14 protein-coding genes are annotated in these 17,833 nt (G+C 45.7%); 12 read left to right on the forward strand and 2 right to left on the reverse strand.

Features of this window, described 5'->3' with window-relative positions; genetic code table 11:
• Positions 1-382: 382 nt before the first annotated feature.
• Complete coding sequence (locus LZU85_RS05660; protein WP_237286622.1) at positions 383-1,930, reverse strand: alanine/glycine:cation symporter family protein; 1,548 nt, start codon at positions 1,928-1,930, stop codon at positions 383-385.
• 766 nt (positions 1,931-2,696) lie between these two features.
• Here LZU85_RS05660 and LZU85_RS05665 point away from each other — a divergent pair.
• The 11 genes from LZU85_RS05665 to LZU85_RS05715 are packed head-to-tail and all read left to right on the forward strand — an operon-like array spanning position 2,697 to position 16,017.
• Positions 2,697-4,112: an undecaprenyl-phosphate glucose phosphotransferase gene (locus LZU85_RS05665; protein ID WP_237286623.1), complete on the forward strand. Its 1,416-nt coding sequence runs from the start codon at positions 2,697-2,699 to the stop codon at positions 4,110-4,112.
• A complete protein-coding gene (locus LZU85_RS05670) occupies positions 4,096-5,388 on the forward strand; it encodes an outer membrane beta-barrel protein (RefSeq protein ID WP_237286624.1) in 1,293 nt (430 codons plus the stop codon). The genes LZU85_RS05665 and LZU85_RS05670 overlap by 17 nt, the downstream gene beginning before the upstream one ends.
• Positions 5,389-5,400: 12 nt before the next feature.
• A complete protein-coding gene (locus tag LZU85_RS05675; protein ID WP_237286625.1) occupies positions 5,401-5,979 on the forward strand; it encodes a polysaccharide biosynthesis/export family protein in 579 nt (192 codons plus the stop codon).
• 1 nt (position 5,980) lies between these two features.
• On the forward strand, positions 5,981-8,131 hold the full coding sequence (locus LZU85_RS05680) for a GumC family protein (RefSeq protein WP_237286626.1): 2,151 nt from the start codon (positions 5,981-5,983) through the stop codon (positions 8,129-8,131).
• 4 nt (positions 8,132-8,135) lie between these two features.
• A complete protein-coding gene (locus LZU85_RS05685) occupies positions 8,136-9,380 on the forward strand; it encodes a lipopolysaccharide biosynthesis protein (protein ID WP_176297697.1) in 1,245 nt (414 codons plus the stop codon).
• Positions 9,377-10,804, forward strand: a complete 1,428-nt coding sequence (locus LZU85_RS05690) for a capsular biosynthesis protein (protein ID WP_237286627.1) — start codon at positions 9,377-9,379, stop codon at positions 10,802-10,804. Before LZU85_RS05685 ends, LZU85_RS05690 begins: the two co-directional genes overlap by 4 nt.
• Positions 10,797-11,795, forward strand: coding sequence for a glycosyltransferase family 2 protein (locus LZU85_RS05695; protein ID WP_237286628.1), 999 nt, complete (start codon positions 10,797-10,799; stop codon positions 11,793-11,795). The genes LZU85_RS05690 and LZU85_RS05695 overlap by 8 nt, the downstream gene beginning before the upstream one ends.
• Entirely contained in the window at positions 11,792-12,994 is a 1,203-nt protein-coding gene (locus LZU85_RS05700; RefSeq protein WP_237286629.1) for a glycosyltransferase family 4 protein, read from the forward strand. Before LZU85_RS05695 ends, LZU85_RS05700 begins: the two co-directional genes overlap by 4 nt.
• Positions 12,995-13,002: 8 nt before the next feature.
• Complete coding sequence (locus tag LZU85_RS05705; protein WP_237286630.1) at positions 13,003-14,109, forward strand: glycosyltransferase family 4 protein; 1,107 nt, start codon at positions 13,003-13,005, stop codon at positions 14,107-14,109.
• Positions 14,110-14,111: 2 nt separating this feature from the next.
• Positions 14,112-14,516 carry a hypothetical protein gene (locus LZU85_RS05710; RefSeq protein WP_237286631.1) on the forward strand — a complete coding sequence of 135 codons (405 nt, stop codon included), beginning with the start codon at positions 14,112-14,114 and terminating at the stop codon, positions 14,514-14,516.
• A 19-nt stretch (positions 14,517-14,535) separates the two neighbouring features.
• Positions 14,536-16,017: a DUF4832 domain-containing protein gene (locus tag LZU85_RS05715; RefSeq protein ID WP_237286632.1), complete on the forward strand. Its 1,482-nt coding sequence runs from the start codon at positions 14,536-14,538 to the stop codon at positions 16,015-16,017.
• 36 nt (positions 16,018-16,053) lie between these two features.
• Here LZU85_RS05715 and LZU85_RS05720 read toward each other — a convergent pair whose 3' ends face one another.
• Complete coding sequence (locus LZU85_RS05720) at positions 16,054-16,545, reverse strand: prepilin-type N-terminal cleavage/methylation domain-containing protein (RefSeq protein WP_237286633.1); 492 nt, start codon at positions 16,543-16,545, stop codon at positions 16,054-16,056.
• A gap of 391 nt (positions 16,546-16,936) precedes the next feature.
• Between LZU85_RS05720 and LZU85_RS05725 the strand changes: the two genes are divergently transcribed.
• Entirely contained in the window at positions 16,937-17,827 is an 891-nt protein-coding gene (locus tag LZU85_RS05725) for an ABC transporter substrate-binding protein (protein WP_237286634.1), read from the forward strand.
• Positions 17,828-17,833 lie beyond the last annotated feature (6 nt).

A 17,833-nucleotide genomic window follows, 5' to 3' on the forward strand; every position in this document is an offset into this window, starting at 1 on the left:
TGAGCATAGTTGTTGATTTACTTGACTGATGGAAATGAAAACCATCGGATCAAGTTGAAAAGTAAAGGCCCAATCAGTGAACTCAGACTTACGTGTTGTGAAACGCAGTTAACCCTATTGTCGAATGAAATCGAGAAGACAAACTCATTGGGAAGGTTCAATTATTCTATGTTAGAAGGGAAAAACAAGGTGATTTTTTGCTCAGTTTGAAAAACGGCACAAAGTAGCGCATATGTTGGTTTGGTAGTAGTGGGGCGAGCGTATTAACTAGTTATTGTGACAATGATAGAGAGTTATCATCATTTAAGGCGTAAATGTATAACGACTGGTTAAAACAAAGTAGCAGCCGAAGCTGCTACTTTTTAACGAGTAATCGTGTGGATCACGCCTCGGTTGGTTTGTTCATCGAGGTTTGTTGTACTTTATAGACTTTGCCTGCGGCTAGGCGCGCAAGGTAGTCTTTCATGTCGCGTTTAACTTCAGGAACAAGAATGTACAGGCCAACAATGTTCACCAATGCCATAGCGAAGATCATCGCATCAGAGAAATCAATCACCGGCCCAAGATTCATTGCAGAGCCAATCACCACAAAAGCACAGAATTTGATTTTAAAGATAAGTTCTGCCGTTTTGCTTTCGCCGAACAGATATGTCCACGCTTTTAGACCATAGTAAGACCAAGAAATCATGGTTGAGAACGCGAACAATACTACTGCAATGGCTAGTACATAAGGGAACCAACTGATGGCGCTACCAAAAGCAGCAGAAGTTAATTCAACACCCGCGAGACCAGAGCCGTTATCCAAGTAACCAGTAATAATGATCACCAAGGCGGTCATAGTACAAATCACGACGGTATCGATGAAGGGTTCAAGGAGCGAAACGAAACCTTCTGACATCGGTTCTTTGGTTTTCACCGCTGCGTGGGCAATTGCTGCCGAGCCCACCCCCGCTTCATTCGAAAACGCTGCTCGTTTGAAACCTTGAATCAATACACCAATCACACCGCCAGTAATCCCTTCGCCGGTAAATGCACCGTTGAAAATCGCGGCAAAAGCATCGTCAATGCGGTCAAAGTTCATCGCGATAATGATCAATGCGGTACCAACGTAGATACCCGCCATAAAGGGGACGACTTTTTCCGTTACCTTCGCGATGGATTTAATACCACCGATGATCACCACACCAACGATCACTGCGAGGATTAAACCGAACAACCAACCTTTGTCAGCAAGAAACGACGAGGTTCCGCCAGTCACCTCAACCACTTGCTTGAATGCTTGGTTAGCTTGGAACATGTTGCCGCCACCCAAAGCACCACCGATGGCAAATACGGAGAAGAGTACCGCAAGTGTTCGACCAAACGCCGCGTTGCCTCGATCGGCAAGGCCTTTGCTGAGGTAGTACATAGGACCACCAGACACTGAACCATCTGGATTGGTGTTGCGATACTTCACGCCGAGCGCACACTCAACAAATTTGCTCGACATACCCAATAGGCCCGCCAGGATCATCCAGAAGGTGGCACCAGCACCACCAATGGAAACCGCGACGGCTACCCCAGCAATGTTGCCAAGTCCGACAGTGCCAGAAAGCGCCGTTGTCAGAGCTTGGAAGTGTGAAACCTCACCTTGGTCTTTTGATTTCGGATCGGAGTATTTACCAGCGACGAGATCAATGGCGTGTTTGAAGCCGCGAAAGTTGATAAAACCGAGGTAAACGGTAAAAAAAGTGGCGGCAACGACTAACCATAAAACAATCCAAGGTACCTGCACGTCTGAAAATGGGAATGGAATGGTCGAGAAGATCATTCCAACAAAGGGGTTGACGATAGGTGCCACGACTTCATTGATTTTTTCATCCAAGCCGGCTGCTGATGCATTAATAGCAACAGTACTGCCTAACATGGCCAGCATAATGTTTTTTACCATTGTGTATCCTGTCTGTTTACGAATGTGTGTATTTTACCTACTTCAACCCGTGTAAAATCTTTTGCGCGTCGAGGCGTGCTGTAGGATTTTCTGGGTGAATGTGGGCGCATTTCTATTATTTGTGTTTATAGGTGATGTTGTGTTGTTACTTTTTTGTAACAAGTACATTATTCCGAACGCTAACAAATTTGCAACACGTATTGATGGTTTTATGATCAATGAAACAATCTGTGATATCGATTGAGATATTGCTTGAATTTAAGTGATTTATTTGTTGATAAGTAAATTTGCAGAGAAAGGAATCCATCCTGATCATCATGAATGGCAGCTAACACCTGATGACGTACAAAATCAAATAGTTATTATGACAACGCGATGCTAAGTGTGGTTAACGAAAGTTTGAACGGTGAGCGATGTCATCGCCATACCAACGCTTAAGGTCAATGTTCGTTTATTGTTATCTAGCGCAAAAAAATCAATATATTCTTATGTTTACACTTAGACGGCTCACACATGATTAGGCATTTGAGTTAGTATGTCATTAGATGCTTAGTGTCGCATAATCGCGTGTTATGAAATGCACGGGTACACTATTTTAGTGATGAATATTGGCTATTTGAGTTATTAATTTGACAACTTCTTGACAGTGAGAATGTCAATATTTTGTACATTGCCCCCAACTATTCGTATTCATTCAGAGTTTCTTTATAGAACGGTTCGAGTTCTATCTAGTGCGTTATTCGCCCAAGTTGTAGACAGGTTTTTGATGACTCCAAACAAAGCGTTAAAGTTTGCCGATGACGGCTACGCGACTTTACTTAAAGTGGCAGATTTCCTTCTAATTAATCTCTCTTTGTCTTTCTTAGTTGAATGGATGGGCGAAACAGAAACGGCCATTGATGTTATGGCTTCATTTGTTTTGTCCATTTTGTTCTTGCTGGTTGGTGAGTATTTTAAGCTCTATGGCGACAAAACCATTCGACGTATGCGCCTTTCTTCGATGAGATTGTTGTTGGTTATGGTGCTGTCAGCCATCCTGATGGATCTCATCCGTCATGCTTTTGCGGGTATGGAAGGGGTTACTGTCAGTAATCTCACCAATGCACTTTTCAATACTTGGTATGTGATGATTTTTCTTGTTTCGCTGGCATTGCGAATCTCCATCATCGGTGCTGTTCGCCTATTTAGGAAGTACACCAATCAGACCGAACGAGTGGCCATTATTGGTTTAACTCCTGCCGGATTGGCGATCTCAAAATCACTTTTCGTAGATGCGCCGACAGAGAAGCTGGATGTCGCCTTTTATGATGATCGTGACGAAGAACGTTTTGGCTATCTTAGCCAAGTGCCATATTGTGGCAAAGTGGATTTGGCTATTGAGAAAGCACGTAATGGCGAACTAGACGAAGTTTATATTGCGTTACCGATGATCGCCAAAGATCGTATCCGTGATTACCTCGACGCGCTTTCTGACAGTACCGTTGACACCTACCTTGTGCCGGATTTGTACACCTATAACTTGTCAATTTCTCAGGTTAAGTCGGTCGGTGGCGTTCAAACTTTCAGTGTCTTTAGCTCACCTTTTGACGGCGTTGGTGCATTTGTAAAACGCATTGAAGACATTGTTATTGGTTCGCTCATCACTTTATTAATTTTGCCCGTGCTGGCGGCAGTCGCGATAGGCGTAAAGCTGAGTTCACCCGGTCCGATTTTGTTTAAACAAGATCGCTATGGACTTGGCGGTAAGAAGATAAAAGTATGGAAATTTCGCTCGATGAAAGTGATGGAAAACGAAAGTGTGGTCACACAGGCGACAAAAAATGATCCACGTGTAACCAAGTTCGGCGCATTTATTCGTCGCACTTCGTTGGATGAACTACCTCAATTTATCAATGTGTTGCAAGGTTCGATGTCGATAGTCGGTCCCCGCCCGCATGCGGTGGCACATAATGAAGAATATCGTGTGATTGTTGATAACTATATGATTCGACATAAAATAAAGCCAGGTATTACAGGCTGGGCACAAATCAATGGATACCGTGGTGAAACCGAAACGGTGGATAAAATGGAAAAGCGAGTTCAGTACGACATCCAATACATGCAAAATTGGAACTTGTGGCTAGATATAAAAATTATTTTTATGACGATTTTCAAAGGGTTTGTGAGTGAAACCGCTTACTAGTGCTTGGTTAGGCTTGTTCATCTGTTTGCCCGTACAGGCGGAGTTGGAACCCAAATCGCACATCGACATGACTGGGCTCGATTTTCAATCTCAAGTGGCTGCAAGTTATGGTGTTAACGATAACGTTTCCTACCAAAAAGTAGAGAGTGAAGCTCAGCAATCCAGTTACGCGGCGCTGGCTCCTTATCTTCAAGCCATGGGCAGAAGAGGGGAGGATAGCTATTTGCTGGCTTACCGTGGTGATTATCGGCAATACGACGACTCGCCAGCGGATGATTACACAAATCACTTTTTTCAGTTTGAAGGCAAATGGCGTTTCGGCCAAAAACATGGGCTAACATGGGGGATCTCGCAAACTTACGGTCAAGAAGAACGTGGGGATGAGTTGACACAAGGGTTTACCCAACAGCAATTTGAGCAATACGGATTCTCTCAACATGGCTTAAGAAACAGCATGTTTGATACCAGTATGCGCTATAGCTATGGCTCATTGGATGGTGAAGGAAAGCTTGAAGTGATGTTGAAACGAAAAGAGCTGACCTTCCGAGATACCGAAGATATTGAAAACGCAAGTAGCCACTTTTTTCACTACGTTGAAGAACAGCAATGGCAAGAAGATAGCTTGGTGGTCGATTTATTTGACCAAGTGAGTAAAGAGAGTCGCTTTCGTTATAGCGTCATCATCAATCAACGCAGTTACCAAGCGAATGAGCAGAAAAACAGCAATGAGTACTACTTACTGTTTGGCTTAAAAACCGAAAAAACGGGGAAAACGAGCGTAGAGGCGGAAGCGGCATTATTGCAAAAAAGCTTCCCGAACAACAATGATGCGGAAACGTTTCGGGGGGTTAACTGGAACCTAGAAGCCAATTGGCGCCCCGTGAAACATTCAATGCTAACGCTGTATACGTGGCAAAGAGTCAAAGACCCTAGTGAAGAGGGCGGGTTCATCCTCAACAGTCACTATGGGATTGCGTGGCAACACCATTGGTGGCGAGATCGCTTGTCATCGCGAGTCGAATATGGCTATGAAGCGGAAGATTATCGAATGCCCAACACCGATCGACGTGATGAGACGAATTTGGTCAAAGTATCGGTAGGGTATGATTTTAGGCCGTCGGTTCGTTTGGAGCTGAATTATCAGTGGAATGAGTTGGATTCCAATCAAGCAACCGACCGATTTTACATTGGCCAAAATGAAACGGGCGAATGGATAACACGCCAACTTGGCTACGACCAATCGTACATCGAGTTGCAACTTAAGTTGCAGATATAAAGGTAAAAGAGAATGCGAAGAATACTGGTTTTGTTATTCGCCATGTTGTGGCTTGGACAGGGGTGCGCAGAGACGAACTCATTGGCCAATATGACGGACGAGCAATCAGTGCAGTCAGAAAACAAAGACTTGGCCGAGGATTATCAGCTGGGTACTGGCGATAAAATTGAGATCATCGTTTACGGTGAAGACGATTTGTCGATGAAATTGAAAGTCGGTAAAGCGGGTGTAGTGAACTTCCCCTATATCGGAGAAGTGCGGTTGACTGGGCGCACACCGGGCGAGATCGAAGCCGAGATAGAAAATCGTCTGCGTGGTGATTATCTCTTAAACCCAATGGTGACCATTAATCTGGAATCGTTCCGTCTGTTTTACATCGCAGGAGAAGTTGAACAGCCTAGTGGCTATGAATATCAGCCTCGTTTAACGGTGGAACAGGCCATCGCGATGGCTGGTGGTTTTACTGATCGTGCGGACAAAGATGATATCAATATTCGTTCAGGAGCCACACTCGAGCTCATCGAAAACGTTGAACTTACCCACCCAGTGAACCCGGGTGACACTGTAATTGTGGAACAGAGTTTTTTCTAATATGGCAAATGGAATGGTAAAACGTGGCCAGCAGGTCGAGAGTAGTATCGATTTTTCACCACTCGTTAAAGGTTTGAAAAAGCACGCGTTAAAGGTGGTGATCTTTACCATGATCGTCACTGGTGCAGCGGTGCCCCTCATCATGTCGATGAGTTCAAAATATGTATCGACCTCTGTGGTTCTGCTCAAAGCGCAAGCAGACAATGCGACGCCAATAGAACAAGTGGATGGGTATGATTCGACCCGTGCCTACTACTACGACACTCAGTTCAACCTGATGCAATCTCGTGTTGTGCTTGAACAGGCAATTCGTCAACTTAAGCTGGATGAAAATGCGCAATACAATGGTGATGATAAGTCGAAAGATGCATCAGTAACCTGGTTATTGTCCCCACAACAACGTATGGATAACGCAGTCAAAACACTGCGTAAACACCTAACTTTTACGGCAGTGCGATTAACTCAGTTAGTCTATGTCTCCTATGAATCAGAGGATGCACAAGAAGCGGCTCGTATTGCCAATGGTGTTGCACAAGCGTTCATCGATTACTCAGTAAACCAAAAAGTAGCGAAAACCCAGACTGCGCAGCATTGGAACCAAGTCCAAATGGACGAGCTACGTCAGCAAGTGACGGAGAAGAAAAAGGAGATGGAGCGCTTTTTAAACAAAGAGGGCTTACTCACTTTCCGTGGTATTGATGGGTTTGAAACTGAAGAGCTTGGCATCACGACAAACAAGCTGGCCGATGCGAAAGAGCGTCGCCTCGCCGCGCAAGCTCAGTATGAGATCGTGCTAAAAAACCTCGATGCGCCTCTGGAGGACGTGGCGGCGATTCCTGAAATCTCCAGCCATCCACAATTACAAGATCTGCGTATCGCTATGATTCAAGCGAAACGTAAACTGTACGATTTACAGAATAAATATGGGCCAAAACACAATAAAGTGCTGGAAGCGCAAGCACAGATTCAAGCCATAGAGACACAAACCAAAAATCTACTGAGTGAACTCAAGGATGGTTTGTATAAGCAGTATCAAGCGGCATTGAGCAAAGAGTCGCGTTACAAAGCACTACTTAATGAACAGAAGAAGCAGTTCCGTACCTTGGTGGCGAAGCGAGACCAGTACGACAGCATGAAGCTGGATTTACAGAAAACTGAAGATCTCTATAAGCAGTTGTTCTTACGTAGCAAAGAACAAACGCTCTCAGCGCAATATCGCGAGCCTGACGCCTTAATTTACGATCCTGCGGTTGCAGCAGAACGTCCACAAAAACCGAATAAAAAACTACTGATTGCCATGGTTTTTGTGTTGTCACTGCTTGTTTCAACCTTGTATGTGATTATCCGCGCGGCGATGAACAAGCGAATTGAGTCGCTAGAGCAATTACCGACGAAGTTAGGCATAGCGGCTCTTGGTGATCTGCCAGTGTTTGATCAAACGTTGGATAGTGCTGGTTTGGTCAGATTGCTTGCTGGCAACGCGGAAGCGATGGAGATGATTCATGGCATTAACAGCGCAATTAAGCTAAGTGCACCCAAAGTACGCCTTATTGGGGTGACATCGAGTTGTGCAAAGGAAGGAGCCAGTACAGTGGCACAGCTAATGGCCCACGGCTTAGCCTGCCATCAACGCACGCTGTTGCTGGATTTGGATTACCGCAGTCAGCAGTCGCTCTCTCAACAGGCTGAGTTTTTGACGGAAGAGTTAGAAGAACGCGTGGGTTTTGCCCAATGGTTAACGAAACAGGATACGCTTGAGTTATACACGCAACCAATGCAGCAAGGTGGTGATTTCTTGGCAAGAGGCCATTTAGAACAATCTCCACTGGTGCTGTTCGCACAAGATACTTTGGCGTCAGCGCTCGAAGAGTTAACGATGCGTTATGACCGCATTGTGGTCAACTTGCCGAACTTGAATGAGAACAAAGATGCCCAGCTGCTGGCAAAACTGTTGGACGGTGTCGTTGTCGTGTTGAAAGCACAGCAGAGAGCGGCGAATGCAATTGTCCAAGATATGGAGAAGTTAGCACTCGTGCAGATGCCCCCAATTGGCGGCGTTCTGAACCTAGTTGAAGCAGATAATCTGAAAAGTGAAGAGGCATTGCGATACATCGCACAAGGGAGTGTCACCGCATTAGGCTCGGAAGATTAAGCGCATGAGTTTAATAAAAAGCATCACTACGGTCGCCAGCTCTTCCATCTTGTCGCAAGTGATTGGCGCCTTTTCGATTTGGTTGATTTCATACCGTTTTGGCATGGCCGAAGTGGGCGTTTATGCGCTGACTTACAGTGTGGTGTTAATTGGCGCGCAAGTGTGCACTTTTGCCACGCAACTGTTACTGCCAAAGCAGAGTGATGAACAGTTGCCGCAAAATATCGTGTTCTGTTTCATCCAAACCGCAATGCTCGCGTTACCTTATGCTTCGTTGGTAGTGGTGCTATTTGAACAATCATTTCTGTTGGTGTACGGCTTGACGCTGGCGCACGCTTGGGTGTTGATATCTGAAAACCTACTCATGCGTGATCAAAAGATGACGCAACTGGCGATGCAGCGTTTGACCATATCACTGCTGGTGGCGAGTTGTGTCTATTTTTCAACACAACCGCAGCAAATCTATTGGGCTTGGGTAGTCGGTTTGAGCGCGTTGCTGTTGTTATGGTTGGTCTATTCCCTGTCATTTAAGCATTTCAAGTGGTGCCACTTTTCGCTCTCTGGCAACGTCCAATTTTTTATGGCGAACCGACAACATATTAGCCGTATTGGCAGTGCTGAAGTATTGGCGATGGTCAATGGCAACTTACCCACTGTGTTGATTACATTTTGGTTTTCTTCGCTCACCGCTGGCTATTTCGCGGTAGTTAGCCGTTTTTGCCTTTCGCCTGTGGTGATTGTAGGCAATGCCGTTCGTCATTCAATTTTCTCTAAATGGTCAGTTGATTTTAGGCAGCACCGCTTTAACTTTGCGGAGTTTCTAAAAGTGAGAAAGCTTCTCCTTTTGTTGGGGTGTTTCGCCACCGCCGGGGTGTTTTTGCTCTATCCACTGGTGATGGCCTTTGCTACTGAGCAAGGATGGGTAAGCCATGAATGGCTTGACTCCGTACCGACGTCTCAATACATGTTGCCGTATCTGTTTACCGCGTTGGCGATCTGTCCGTTAACAGTGGTCGAGCTGGTGTTTGGTTCACCCAAATATTTCCTTCGAATCCAGTTTGAACAGCTATTGGTGGTGATGTTCGCCTTCGTTGTGATGCCGTATTTTTACCCAAGCTATGAAGCTTCGATCATCGCCTTTGCACTGCTTTCTGCGCTGCGTTATGCCTTCATTTACCGCAAGGTGAATGCGCGCGCTCATTCGATGGCTGACGGCGAGTTAGCGTCCACGGGAGTGAGAGACGCGTGATGGTGAACAATGGCTTATATCTACAAGCGTTCACTTGGATTACCTTGGTTGCTTGTGGTTTGATTCAGTATTTCACTGGCGTTGGCGCTGTTCTTTGGCTGCCTTTCTTGTTCGCTTGCTGCATGGTGCTACTGTTGCTGTTACAAACGCGTTTCAGCCATTTTGCATTGGATGCGAAAGAACAGTGCATTGTGCTGATGTTGCTTGCACTTTTTATCGTCTCATTGCTCTCCACCTTTTTGCAAAATGGCCTAACAGTCACCATTGTCGGGTTCAAAAATGAACTTGCGATGGCATTGGTCACGTTCTGTTTGGCTCTGGGATTCTGTCGTGAATCGCAAATCTATCGTGTTACACAATCACTGTATTGGATTTTTTATTTGCAGTTTCCGGTGATCCTTTATCAAGTGATGATCGTGTTGCCAAAGCGCGTGGCGTCGTTAGGTGAATACGAAAAATGGGATTCAGTGGTGGGTACGTTTGGTGGTGACCCAATGGGCGGTGGCAACACCGCTGCTCTAGGCTTGTTTTGCTTGTTGATCATGTTGCTTAAACTGTCTGAGTACAAACATGGTGTGGCCAGTAAACTCAGCACTGCTGCTCATATTATTGCGGCATTCACCCTCTGTATTTTGGGTGAAATCAAGTTTGTCATTTTGATTTCACCGCTGCTGCTGGCCTTTGTTTGGTTCGCGCCTAGCTATGTCAAAGGAATGCGCCGATATGGCTTTAAGATGGTGCTGATTATTCTCTTCGGCATGCTTGTGCTCATTACGGCGGCCATTTTGATTTTAGCAGCCTCGTACGCTTCTGCTTTTGGTGGGGATCCGAGCAAAGGGGCGCTGACCATTTTCCTAGATTCGCTCTCTTATGTGTTCGACCCACACTACATCTTGCCTTCAGGTGAGCTTGGCCGAATGACGACACTGTTTTTTTGGTTAGAAAACAGCGGTCTTTATGGAGTGCCTAGCCAGTTGTTTGGCTATGGATTGAACGCAACAAACCATGGCAGCTCGGTTGCTCCTGGTTTTCTTAACCAAGTGTTCAATGTGCTGCTGGATTCCACGTCGCTGAGCATGATGTTGTGGGAATTTGGCATTGTCGGTGTGCTGCTGTTTATGCTTCCGGTTGGCACCATATTGTGGATTGCGTTACCGAAAGCGTCGTTAGAACAAGCGCAGCTAGAGATCGAAGATCGCCGCATGGTTGCCTCTCAACCGGCGTTTATTGCCTTCGTTTTGGCGGGGTTGATGAGCATCCCTTACAGTCAAATTTTAATGTTAGTGCCCATGCTTCAGTTCCTATTTTATTTTTCGCTTGGAGCACTGTTGGTCAATCGTAAATCCGTTTTGGAATATTACGCCTTGAATAACCACAGCATAGTTACGTCACACCATCCACAAAGAGAACAGAATAATGAATGAACAGCCGTTGATCAGTGTCATCATTAAAACTTACAACGAAGCATTGGGAATAGCGAAAACCATCGCCAGTATTCGTCGTGATTTGGCTCACTGCTCCTATGAAATTTTGGTGGCCGACAGTCTGTCGAGTGATGAAACCCAAGCCATTGCTCTGGCGGAAGGCGCAACGGTGGTGAGCTTAGTCAATGGCGAGGAGCGCTGCTGTGGCGTCGGTCATCAGCTCGGTTATCTGCACGCTAAAGGGCAGTTTTTGCTGCTCATGGATGGTGACATGCAACTGGCCTCCGGCTTTATCGATGTTGCGCTGAGCTTTTTACAATCTCATCCTCACTATGCAGGTGTTGCAGGCATGGTTGAAATGGATGATGCGGTCAGCTATGAATTTAAGTCTCGCAAGCAACGGCTAAACAAAATTTATCCGCTTGGAGATTGTAGTCATCTTGGGGGCGGTGGCCTATATCGTAAAAGCGCCATTGACGAGATTGGTTACCTCACTAACCGTAATCTTCACGCCTATGAAGAAGCGGAACTCGGCATGAGGCTCAATCGAGCGGGCTATAAACTCCATCGTCTCGAAGTGCCGTACTTTCACCATACTTCCTATGAAATGTCGACTTGGCAACTACTGAAATACCGCTGGCGCAGCCAATATCTGTTTGCTCCCGGAGAGTTACTACGCAGTGCATGGGGCAAAGCGCATTTTCTAGATGCATTACACACAGTAAAAAATGAAGCGATATTTACGCTCTACCTATCTTTTTTACTCTTGGCCACGCTAAGCATGGCGCTGCCGCTGATCTTGCTCGCGCTATTGCCGTTAATCGCCTTTTTCCTCTTGAAAGCGGTGAAGAATCGCTCGCTGCGCGACGCACTTCAGAGCGTGATTAATCTCAGTGTCTTCTCTGCTGGCTTAGTTAGAGGTCTTTTCTGCGCACAAAAAGATCCGTATATCGCTCCTCAAAACACCATTCTTAAGGCGAACGACAAATGAAAATAGTATTAGTGAATAAGTTCTTCTTTATGAAAGGTGGAGCGGAAACGGTGTTTTTCCAAGAGAGGCAAATGCTTGAAAACGCGGGAGTTGAAATCGTCGATTTTTCAATGCAACACGAAAAAAATTGGTCTTCGCAATACAGCGAGTTCTTTGTTGAAAACGTGGATTACCACCAAGGGCATGGGATCCTAAGCAGTATTCAAACCGCTTGGCGTTTTATCCACAATCGTGAAGCCTGCGCCAAACTTGATGCGCTGCTTGAGCAAGAAAAACCCGACATCGTACATTTTCACAATATTTACCATCAGCTGACACCATCTGTGATCAAAGTGGCAAAATATCATGGTTGCAAAACAGTGCTTACAGCACATGATACGAAAATTGCCTGTCCGAGTTACACCATGTATCGCAATGGTCAAACTTGCGAAGCGTGTTTGGATGGCAGTGTTTGGAATGCATTTAGAAATCGCTGTCAGCAAGGCTCTTGGTTTAAAAGTGCGCTTTTGTCACTGGAAGCGAGTTATCAATCGCTCGCGGGTAACTATCAGTCACTAGATGTGATTGTTTCGCCAAGCGAGTTTCTTGCGAACATTCTTCGTCGCAAGTTACCTAACAACCGCATTGAGGTGATCGTCAATGGTATTGATGAACATGTTGATCGCAGTGATGTTAGTGATGATGGCTATTTTCTCTACTTAGGTAGATTGAGTCAGGAAAAAGGGGTCGCCACGTTAGCGGCCGCCTATCAGCAGTCGCAACAGCGGTTGCCACTGAAAATCGTGGGCGATGGTCCGCTTCACGATGAGCTAAAACAGCAATACAACACAGTTGAATTTTTGGGTTTTCAATCAGGCGAGGCATTACATCGATTGATTAAGAAAGCCAGTGCGATTGTGGTGCCATCGGAGTGCTATGAAAACTGCTCAATGTCAGTACTTGAAGCGATGGCATATGGAAAACCTGTGATTGGAGCCAACATTGGTGGGATTCCAGAACAGGTAAGAGAGGGAACGGAAGGGCACCTATTTGTTGCAGGGAACTCTACTTCTTTGGCTGAGGCTATGGATGCTTTTGCCCAACAACCAGAGAAGGCGGTCCAACTAGGCACTAACGCGAGAAAACGTTTAGAAAGCAAATATTCGTTATCACGTCATCAACAAAGCTTGCTGGATCTCTATCGAACCTTAATCAATTAGTGAGAAGCATGACGTTAAAAATTACCGTGTTGGGTACCCGTGGTATTCCCAATGTTTTAGGTGGTGTTGAAACGCATTGTCAGCATTTATACCCTCAAGTCGTAGAGCAGTCCGGTTCTGAAGTGTGTGTTCTCGCACGCTCACCCTATGTGGACTACCGACATTCGCAGTATCAAGGTGTGGAAACCAAATCGGTTTGGGCACCAAAAAAGAAATCACTTGAAGCCATTATGCATTCTACGTTGGCGGCGCTATCAACGTGGGTCGACCGCTCTCAAGTCGTTCATGTACACGCAATTGGACCCGGTCTCGTGGTGCCACTATTGCGTTTACTGGGCAAAAAGGTTGTTTTTACTCATCATGGGCCCGATTACGATCGTCAAAAGTGGGGGGGCTTAGCGAAAAAAGTCCTCATGCTAGGAGAAAAACTCGCGGTACGCTGGGCGAACGAAGTGATCGTCATTTCCGATGTGATCAATAACCTCATTCAAGAGAAATACCATCGTTACGATGCGCATTTGATCTACAACGGTGTTGAAACGCAGCAAAAGCTCGATGACGAGTTTGTTCAGTCAACGTTAGCCAAGCATGGTGTCGTCGCGAAAGGTTACTTTGTCGGTGTCGGTCGATTTGTTGAAGAGAAAGGTTTTCATGATCTGATCGACGCTTATTCGCGCTCTGGCAGCGAACTACCGCTGGTATTGGTCGGTGATACGGATCATGCAACCACCTATAGTGAGGCACTAAAAGAGAAGGCACGAACTACGCCGAATGTGATTTTGACGGGCTTTTTAAATGGTGATGAGCTCAAAGCGGTGTTCTCTCAGGCGCGCGCTTTTTGCATGCCGTCTTACCATGAGGGCTTACCCATCGCCTTATTAGAAGCGATGTCTTATTCTCTGCCAGTGGTGGTGAGCAACATTCCCGCGAATGCAGAAGTCGCATTGCCGCAAGAAGATTACTTCCCTGTTGGTGATATAGCCGCGTTGAGCTATAAATTGAACCAAGTTCAACATGCGAAACCGGTGGATTATTCTGACTACCTTAGCAAGTATGATTGGCACAAAATTGCTGATCAAACCATCGCCGTGTACCAAAAGGCACTGGAGAAATAAATTTGGATAACAAAAAAGCCAACAAGGCAGTGGCTCAGTTTTATCACACACTGGATACTGAGGTGGCAGCAAGTTTAAATGCCAAGCAAAAGAAAGAGATTGAACAGGCGGTTCTCTCTCTTGGCTTGGTGGCTAAGCACTCTGTAGATGTACGCAAAAGTTTGCCTTGGTTTGGTAAACGATACTATTTGGTGCTGTTGTGTGGCCGAGATAGAAGGCAACAGCTGAGATCCGAGGAATCCAAACTGGCCAATTTTCTCGCGGTGAGTTTCACTGTGCTACTGATTTTGGCGTTGGTTGGATTGTCGTCCTTGGCGCTCTACCTGTTAAAGTCTGCGCTTGGTATCGATATTTTCGAGAACTTTTCTCTTGGTCTCTGGGATTGGTTTAAAGACTTGATTCACTAACAACAGCAAAGGGTTCTCCATGAAGCTCCACATCTACCAAAAAGCACTGATCGTTTCGTTATGTGTGTTACCGATAACGGCTTGTTATGCCAAGAAGGAGCAGATAGGCAACCCAGGTAACAATAAACCCGACAAACCGATCATTGATGGTGGGGATTCTATCGATGAGGGATGGGTCACCGTCACACCTAGCGCGGTACTAGGCCCGATCAGTAATCCTGGGGTAGGGGTAGAAACTTTCCACGATAGCTGGGGTGTCTCACTGAATAAATCTGAGTATCCGGACGCTGGAATCGACTATTACCGTTTCTATTGGAGTGAGTTAGAGCCAAAAGAGGGCGAGTATAATTTTGCTTTGCTAGATCAGTTATTGTTAGAAAATCGTCACGAGTTACCGGCAAAAATGGTGGCACTGCGTTTTATGACTGCCGATGAACCAAATTCCGGCAGCAAAATCCCGCGGTGGTTAATAGACAAAGGCATTGCCGGAGATTGGAGCCAAGATCACAGCACCTTTATACCGAGTCTCGATGACACCGTTTACCTTGATTACATGGCGAAATTTCTCTACGCATTTGGCCAACGTTACGATGGTAATGCCAACTTAAGCCACATTGATATTGGCATGGTGGGTTCGTGGGGAGAATGGCACAACAGTAACTTTGCCAACTTACCGCCACTTCATCAGCGATACAGTACTGACGAGCTAAACCACATCATTGACTTGCATTTTGCTGCCTTTCCTAAAACCGCTAAAGTGATGCTGATCAGTGGCGGTGACAGCCTTGCTTATGCGACCGAAAAGGGAGCCGGTTGGCGCGCCGATTGTTGGGGAGATTGGCACCATTTCTCCGCCTCCTGGAGCCACATGAAAGACGATTATCCCCATCGGATAGAACAGGCGACAACAATAGACAGCGGGTTCAAAGAAACTTGGCAGCAGGCGCCAGTCAGCTTGGAAACCTGTGGAACCATGCAAGAGTGGCAAACCATGCAACGTTATTCTTTGCAAGAAGTGCAAGCCAGCTTGGATTGGGCATTGGCTCAGCATGCGTCGTCACTTAACTTAAAATCGAAACCTATTCCAGACGAATATCGCCCCTTGCTTGATGAAGCGCTCACCAAGCTCGGCTATCGTTTGCGCATCGAACGCCTTTCACACCAACAGCAACTCACCGCGGGAAGTACATGGGTTGTTGATACTCAATTTGTCAACGAAGGGGTAGCCCCTCCTTATATTGAGCGATACATCGCCTATCGTTTAGTGGATGATTCTGAGCAAGTCCATTACATGGCGATTTCAGATTACGATGTCAAAGCAATGCTGCCTGGAAAACATCCAACTCGCACCAGTTTGACTTTACCGAGAACATTGCCGTTAGGTGAGTATTCAGTAGAGATTGCGTTAATTGATAGCCATGGCGACTTGCCACTTCAGTTAGCCAATGACGGTAAACAACTCAGTGGCTGGTATCGTTTGTCTCGTCTCATCATTCAATAATCAATAAAACAGCTTCGCAAGCATAAGAAGACGGTGTCAACAATGCGCCGTCTGCAATTGATAAGTCACCTCTCCTCCAGCAATCGATGGGTAAAAGACTTCTACATAGCAACGATGTGTTGGTCCCACCGGTTTATTGGCAAATCCTATTAAGAAAAATGGCTCGGACGGGTCATCAACACCGTACCACTTATGGATGGTCAATTGAGGATCCAAACCTGCAAGCTCTCGGGCCGGCATGACGTACTTAATCAATCCAAAATAACCAATGAGATCGGCACGGCCATCATTATCCAAGTCGATATTAGGTCTGCCTGTTGCGTCGATGTTCTCCTGATTTTGTAAAATAGCTTTGGTATACACTTGTGTGTTGGCTGTTTCCAGCGCAGCGCGTGCCCCTTGTAACACTGCAATTCTCGCCTCAGTTTGAATGCTAAGGAAACGTGTTGCAGCCGTAATGCCAACAACACTCACGATGACAATAACGGCCATCAACTCAATCAGAGTAAAACCGTGCATTTTGAACATACTTAATCCAGATATAAGCCAGTAACCAAATGATTTTTAGTAGGTTACTTCGAAATTATCCGCGCAAGAAGTCAGCCAGTGAACGTTATTACCGTACCTTGCTCGGAATGCGACTCAATCTCTCTCTTTGGTCGTTTTAACTGAGAGAGTACTTACTATTTTTTAGGGGGAAGGCGACTGACCTATCACAGCTAACCGGCATCATTTGTACACATTGGCGCAGTTTTTGTGATCCACTACCAAACTGGTCATTTAGTACTATCATTTATGTTAACTCAGTTGCTTATGTTTATGGTGCTTTGTGAAACGAGTAAGTGCAATGCTGGCTTTGTGTTTGATGCTCTTAGCCGCAAGTGTGTCTGTTTATATCATGCGGGAAGAACCGCCTAACATGTCAGTACAAAAGCTGACGATTGGCGTTTCTCAAACACCACTCTCTGCTCCTTTTCTTATTGCTCATGACTTAAACATATTTAAAAAACATGGTCTTGATATCGAAATGGTGCCATGTTTTGGTGGGGTAAAATGTGCTGAAATGATGTTTGGAGGGCAAGTTGACTATGCGACAGCGTCTGAATCCGTGGTGATGTTTTCAAGCTTCAAACGGCAAGATTTCTCTGTTTTAGCCAGCTTTGTGGAATCAGATAACGATTTGAAACTGTTTGCTTTAAGAGAAAGTGGCATTCAAACACTGAACCAATTGCACGATAAAAAAGTCGGTGTTGTCAAAGCAAGTTCAAGCGAGTTTTTTCTTGATGCCATGATCATGCTAAGTCAAAACTCTCAACTTAATGTGATCAAAACCTATTTACCTCCGACAGAGATTAGCCAGGCATTAATCAATGGAGAAGTGGATGCGATATCGATTTGGGAGCCTTACGGCTACCAATTACAAACTTCCGACACCCATCCTGTGATCGATTTAAGTGTTCGCGGCATTTACCATCTCTCTTTCAACTTGTTGTCACTCAAATCAACCATTCACGACTACCAATCGGAGAGTGAACGGCTGCTCATGGCGCTTAGAGAGGCGTTAATTTGGATGAACGAGCATCCCATCGAAACACAGCAGCGTGTCGCGCAACACTTAAATGTGCCAATTGGGCAGCTTTCGTGGACTTGGGAGGATTATGTTTTTCGGTTGGCTCTGAGTAATGGCTTGCTTTCCAACTTGCAAATACAAGCACGCTGGGCGTTAGACAGCGGTTTGGTGAGCGGCAGTATGCCAGATTATCGTAAGTTGCTTGACAGAACCATGCTACTTCAAATTATGAATCAATAAAGGTGC

The organism is Vibrio floridensis (assembly GCF_021852965.1).
Classification (GTDB): domain Bacteria; phylum Pseudomonadota; class Gammaproteobacteria; order Enterobacterales; family Vibrionaceae; genus Vibrio; species Vibrio floridensis.